The following is a 5997-nucleotide window of genomic DNA, read 5'->3' as shown; positions in this document are numbered from 1 at the left end:
CATACGGAGGCGCTCCAGAAGGAATTCAACCTGACTTATGAAGAGGCTGAACGACTGAAACGGGGTGAGGCCCTGGATAAGGTGAGGCCTGAAGAAGCACACCCCGTGATGCTGAACGCATCTCAGGAAATCTTCACCGAGGTTTCTCGATCGATGGACTACTTCAGGAGCTCTTCGCAGCAGCCCGAGATCCGAGAAGTGATTCTAAGCGGAGGGTCTGCCCTCGTACAGGATTTCGCAGCGCGCCTCTCAGAAAAGATAGGCGTGCAAGTCAGTCCGGCAGAGCCGTTTCGGAACATTCATATACCCTCAAAGTTCGATTCCTCTTTTATTGAGGAGGTAGCGCCTATAGCAGCCGTTGCTGTCGGGCTTGCCATGAGGAGGCAGGGAGACAGATGATACGGATTAACCTCCTGCCCGTCAAGAGGAAGAAAAAGGCGAAACCTCTTTCCGCTTTCGTCATAACGAGCACCTTTGTCATCCTCATTCTGCTGATCGCCCTTGCCTATCTCTTTTTCTATTACGATGCAAACCTCCAGTCGGCAAAGAAGACCGTCGAGACGAACAAGCAGAAGATCGTGGATCTCAAGGAAAAGATAAAGGAAGTGGAAGACTTCGAAAAATTGAACAAGACGTACGACGAGAGAACGAAGGTGATAGAACAACTCAGGAGGAACCAGAATATCCCCGCCATGATGCTCGATGAGATCAGCAGGGATCTGCCTGCGGGAATCTGGCTGCAGTCTCTGACAATTTCTGGGGGCAATGTGAATATCGACGGATTCGGGTTCACCAATGCGGACGTCGTTGCCTATGTGGACAACCTCAAGAAGTCGAACAAGTTTTCCGATATCTATCTGCAGGAGTCAAAACAGACCGAGATAGAAAAGATTCCGCTCTATTCTTTCAAATTAACCTTTAAGGTATTATCGTAATGGCACTGAAACTCAATTTCGACATCAAGGGCCTGTCGGCAAGAGCAAAGATCATCGCTCTGGCCGTAGTCGCCTTCATCATCGCTTTTCTCGTCTGCTTCTTTTTGATACTCCCGAAATACCAGGAGATCCAGAAACTCAGGGCCGAAATAACGAACCAGGAGAATGAAATAGCAAAGGACCGTGCGAAGGCAGCGAGACTCTCGACGCTGAAGATCGAGAACGAACAACTGAAAAAGAGGCTTGAGGAACTGAAATTACAGCTGCCCGAGGAGAAAGAGGTCTCGGGGCTGCTGAAGCAGGTGTCCGACCTCGGTATCAGGTCGGGGTTAAAAATCCTTTCATGGAAGCCCGAGCAGAAGAAAGATTATCCCGGTGGGATTATTTATGAAATCCCTGTCTCGGTCGAACTCTCCGGGGGGTACCACAGCCTCGGCATATTTTTCAGCAGCCTTACGAAGCTGAACAGGATCGTGAATATCTCCGACATTAAGATTAGCGATCCGAAGTCCCAAAGAGATGAAGCGATCGATAAAATCGCCTTCAAGGCGACCACATTCTCGGCAATTCCGGAAAGCGAAATCGCGGCAAAAGGGGCAGCCGCGAAAAAGGATAAGGGCAAATAGATGGCGAGGGTTCTGGCGGCAATAATCATTCTTGCGATATCGCTCTTCGCCTGCGGGCAGGAACAGCAGAAACCCGCCGGTCAGACGGAGCAGAAGCAGGTCCGTAAGTCTGCGGCAACCGAGCCGCAGAAGAGTGAGGTGGTTGCCGCGCAGAAGGAGGAAACAAAGGTTGAGTCTGAGACCTACCTGTATGACCCGAAGGGAAGGAGAGACCCGTTTCTTTCCATCATCGATGCGTCAAAAAAGGAACAGGAGGCCGAGAAGAAGAAAAAGGGACTGAAGCCCCTCGAGGCGAACGACCTGAGCGCGATAAAGGTGCTCGCGATCGCCTGGGACAAGAAGAAACACTTTGCGATGGTTCAATTCACCGACAACAAATACTACACTGTCAGAGAGGGCATGACGCTCGGTGCATACGGAGGCAAGGTCATCAGGATAGACGAGAACAGCGTCGTCGTGAGGGAGACGATGAAAGATTATAAGGGTGAATTGCAACACAAGGATACAATATTGAAACTCCGTAAGGAGGAGGGAGAATGAAGACGAAAATTATTATCCTGGCATCGATTATAACCATGATGAGTATCCTGGGGGGATGTGCGAGTTCGGGCGGGGTCAGGCAGGATCCCCCCTCAGCGGCAGTTCCGGTTATAACAGATATCACGATAGGAGATGACCTCCTTGAGATAAAGGCGAGTGGTCCCTTCGTATACTCCATCTACAAACCCTCCGACCCTTACCGGCTTACGATTGATATGCCCGATGTGAGCGTCGGCCAGTTCAAGGACCGGATAGTTTCACGACATGCAGGTTTCTCAGAGGTCTCGGCCACTGAAACGGTATCGCCGAAGACTATGACGAAGATCGAGGTCCTGCTCCAGGCTCCTCTCGACGTAGAACCGCTTTATCATGATAACACCCTCACCCTGAGAGTGAAAGGAAACGGGGAGCGGGTGAGAGCGATGGCCGCGGGAGCGCCGCCCTCCGACCCGATAACTGCCGGGGGCCCTGTTGGCGGACCGGATCCTGATGAGAAGGCCGGGGCGCAGGGAACCAGCGACGAAAGCGTTGGGGCCCAGAAACAAGAGGTGAGCCGGAATGCGGAAGAAACCGCTCCTTCATCGAGAGCGACAGAGATTACCGATATCTACTTCACCCAGAAGGACGGGGTTGTCAATCTCATCATAAAGGGCGACGGGTCCATGAACCCTGCGGTCTTCACTCTGAAGGATAGGATTGTCATCGATATCCCTGACGTGACTCTGAAGGCGAGAATGCCTTCGACCGTTATCAGCCCTGTCAAGGGAGTGAGGGCCGGAAAGCACAAAGACAGGACGAGACTCGTTCTGGACCTCAGGGAGATGAAGGGGTTCGATGTCACATCCGTTGGCAATAGCGTCGTCGTTGCCATTCAGGGCAGCGGCACCGGGATGGCCGTTGCCAGACCGGAAGTTCCTCGCGAACAGAAGGAACCGGAGCAGAAGAAGACGGCGATGCAGGAAAAGAAAAACGGTCAGAAGATGACCGCCTCCCAGAACACCGGCGAGGTTATCGAAACAAAGGTACCCGAAACCATCGCTGAGGGAAGGTACACGGGAGAGAGGATATCCCTCGATTTTCAGGATGCGGATATCGTACCGATATTCAGGCTCCTCTCAGACATCAGCGGATATAACATAGTCGTGAGCCCGGAGGTCAAAGGCAGGCTCACCCTGAAACTGATAAATGTGCCGTGGGACCAGGCTCTTGATATCATCCTGAGAACCTTCTCCCTCGGCGAGAGTGTGGAAGGCAATATCATACGGATAGCGCCTCATGCCGTCTTTGCGAGAGAGAGCGAGGAAAGGGCCCGAGCAAAAGAGGCTGAAATAAGGGCGGAGGATCTCGAAACGATAATCTTCCCCATTAGCTACGGCGACATGGAACGGGTAAGGGACTCGATTAAAGATGCAAAGATACTCAGTCCCAGGGGGAGCATGAGTATCGACAAGAGGACGAGTTCCCTGGTCATTACGGATACCCGATCGGCCATCGTGAGGGTGGAAGATCTCCTCAAGACCCTCGACAGGCCCACTCCCCAGGTGATGATCGAGGCGAGGATCGTTGAAGTAAATACGGATGATGTGAAGGCACTGGGTATACAATGGGGGTTATCGATAAGTGCATCGAACGCCCTCGCGGCTTTCACGGGTTTCCCTTCCCTCACCAAAGGTGTGTTCACCGGCCAGCCATTCCTGGTCGACCTTCCTTCCGGCGCATCCGCCGCGGGTTCGGGTTCAGGTTTCACTTTCGGATTGATGAATCCATCAAAGACGGTCGGTCTTGACCTACAGATCGATGCCCTCGAGAAGGTCGGCAGGAGCAGAATAATCTCTAACCCGAGGGTTGTTACGACCGATAATATCCTGGCGAGGATAATGCAGGGCACGAGCGAACCCTATCCGAAGGTCGAGCCACAGTCGGGCCAGATAACGACCGATTACAAAGATGTCGTGCTTATCACCGAGGTGACACCCCATATAACCCCAGCCGGTTCGGTCAGCATGGCGGTTCTCGTGAGGAAAGAAGATGTTATCGGGCAAGTCAATATCGGTGGATCTCTCGTGCCGAGGACATCGAAGATAGAGAGTGGGACGACAGTTCTCGTCCAGAGCGGGGAGACGCTGGTTATCGGCGGTGTTTACAAGAAAACAGAAACAGATGCGAATACGGGAGTTCCGGGCCTCATGAATATCCCTGTTCTCGGATGGCTCTTTAAGAGTATCGCGCCGCAAACACATGTGCAGGAGCTTCTCATATTCATAACGCCGAAGATACTCGAGAGACCGTAGGCGCAATGATCGAGACTATACGTATGCACGGATTATTGGTTATAGAGAGAATGACTGAAGGAGGAAAAATGAATAGGAAGTCATTGGTATTGTTCATGTGCTGTTCATTGTTTTTGTCCATGCTTGTCTTCGGGTGCGGCAGCAGCGGCCCGGGACAGCCGGGGAGCACCGGTTCAGAGGACACAGGGGTGACTGCGGAAATCACTGCCGTGCCTTTCTACAATGGCGCAGCCACCTATTCAGTCGATGTCGTGCAACAGGTCTGCGAGGCCGGGCCTCCTCCGGTCTTTGAATTTTTCGCGGACCACCTCGCAACCGTCACTTTCACGGTGAGTCCCATAAACAACCGTTCTACCTTCCAGCTCGGAACACTCTTCGTCGATTACTATACCATCGATTACCGGCGCTCCAACGATTCCATAGGCGCGCCGCCTATCGAGTCGGATACGGTATTTAATACCATCGCCATCGCTCCCCCAACTACGCCCGCTTCTGCAGGTGCGACAGCGGTAACGACGGCGACCCTCATTCTCGTAGACCTGACGCGCAAATTCAAATACCTCTCGGATATCCAGAGCGGTCAGTATACGACGAATATCCTGAACAACTATACGGCAACGTACACGTTTGTTGGGCATAACGAGTTCGGGAAGAGTTTTACCTGGCAGACACAGACGAACTTTCAGATAGGCAGCTTTAATTATTGCGGATGAACTTAGATTCCGGAGGATAAGATGAAAAAAATCTTTTTACTAGTGGCGTTGCTGGCATTATCCCTCGGTGCGAACAGCTGCGGCAACAGTGCCAGCAATAGTGTCGTACCTGCGGGAGAGAATCCCGGTACAGCCTCTCTCGTTCAACTCTTTCCCTCTCAGTCTGTCGCACAGACGAACTCATCCATTTCGCTTGAGGCGAAGGTCCTCGATGGCAATGGAATGCCTGTCCCGTTCACTCAAGTTACTTTCACAAACCTCTCTCTTACCGGAACCTTTAGCCCTGCGTCCGCTAAAACAAGTAGCATAAAAACAGCCGCTTCAACCAGCGCCGTGACGAATGGCGCCGGCATAGCGACGATGAGACTTTCCTCTACCACTTCCGGCTTTGTGACGATCGAGGTTGAGGTAAGTTCTGGAGCCGGCCTTTTAAGGGACCGGAAGACTGTATTCTTCTCTCCGCAGAGCGTCTCACAGCTGACACCTTCACTGACTCTCGACGTGGATGACGGTGACGGAACCTTTGATGAACCGGCTGACTTTACGATGTTAAAAAATGCAAATGACAATAGCCGCCTTATCAGGGCGACAGTCATGAACGGTTCTTTTCTCGTATCGGGCAGCCAGGTCACCTTCGGAGCCGACAGACCCTTTAAGGTCGGAACAGACCCCGCGGCGAAGTGCAGCGACGGCAGCAGTGTCTGTGACCTTATCTTTCCGGACGGAAACGTCAAGACAACGAACAATGTAGGTCAGGCGACGACTACGATAGTCGTTGACCCTACCATCCTTTCAAACATTACAAGCGTCTTAAACATTACCGCTCAGTCGGATACGGGCGCATTCAACATTATTACGCTCTTTCTGAAACCGGTAACGGTCAGCACCGTAA

General features: G+C 52.3%; 7 protein-coding genes. All 7 read left to right on the top strand.

What is annotated here, in order from left to right:
• Positions 1-399 (top strand): pilus assembly protein PilM (pilM, locus tag VEI96_10605; protein HXX58440.1); only part of this gene is annotated, 399 nt, incomplete at its 5' end.
• Positions 396-935, top strand: coding sequence for a PilN domain-containing protein (locus tag VEI96_10600; protein ID HXX58439.1), 540 nt, complete (start codon positions 396-398; stop codon positions 933-935). The genes pilM and VEI96_10600, both read left to right, overlap by 4 nt.
• Positions 935-1561: a type 4a pilus biogenesis protein PilO gene (pilO, locus tag VEI96_10595; protein HXX58438.1), complete on the top strand. Its 627-nt coding sequence runs from the start codon at positions 935-937 to the stop codon at positions 1559-1561. The genes VEI96_10600 and pilO overlap by 1 nt, the downstream gene beginning before the upstream one ends.
• The gene (locus VEI96_10590) at positions 1562-2101 is read left to right on the top strand and encodes a pilus assembly protein PilP (protein HXX58437.1); all 540 of its coding nucleotides are present in this window, start codon (positions 1562-1564) and stop codon (positions 2099-2101) included. It abuts the gene before it with no gap.
• Complete coding sequence (gene pilQ / locus VEI96_10585; protein ID HXX58436.1) at positions 2098-4392, top strand: type IV pilus secretin PilQ; 2295 nt, start codon at positions 2098-2100, stop codon at positions 4390-4392. The genes VEI96_10590 and pilQ overlap by 4 nt, the downstream gene beginning before the upstream one ends.
• Positions 4393-4460: 68 nt before the next feature.
• Entirely contained in the window at positions 4461-5105 is a 645-nt protein-coding gene (locus VEI96_10580; protein ID HXX58435.1) for a hypothetical protein, read from the top strand.
• Between the two features lie 21 nt (positions 5106-5126).
• Positions 5127-5997 (top strand): hypothetical protein (locus VEI96_10575; protein ID HXX58434.1); only part of this gene is annotated, 871 nt, incomplete at its 3' end.

The organism is Thermodesulfovibrionales bacterium (assembly GCA_035622735.1).
Lineage (GTDB): Bacteria > Nitrospirota > Thermodesulfovibrionia > Thermodesulfovibrionales > UBA9159 > DASPUT01.
Note: the sequence above shows the minus strand (reverse complement) of the source record. Positions and strands in the feature narration are given on the sequence as shown.

Excerpts from the sequence above, each read along its gene's own strand:
- pilQ (HXX58436.1), top strand. The coding sequence starts at position 2,098 with ATGAAGACGAAAATTATTATCCTGGCATCGATTATAACCATGATGAGT.
- VEI96_10590 (HXX58437.1), top strand. The coding sequence starts at position 1,562 with ATGGCGAGGGTTCTGGCGGCAATAATCATTCTTGCGATATCGCTCTTC.
- VEI96_10600 (HXX58439.1), top strand. The coding sequence starts at position 396 with ATGATACGGATTAACCTCCTGCCCGTCAAGAGGAAGAAAAAGGCGAAA.
- VEI96_10580 (HXX58435.1), top strand. The coding sequence starts at position 4,461 with ATGAATAGGAAGTCATTGGTATTGTTCATGTGCTGTTCATTGTTTTTG.
- pilO (HXX58438.1), top strand. The coding sequence starts at position 935 with ATGGCACTGAAACTCAATTTCGACATCAAGGGCCTGTCGGCAAGAGCA.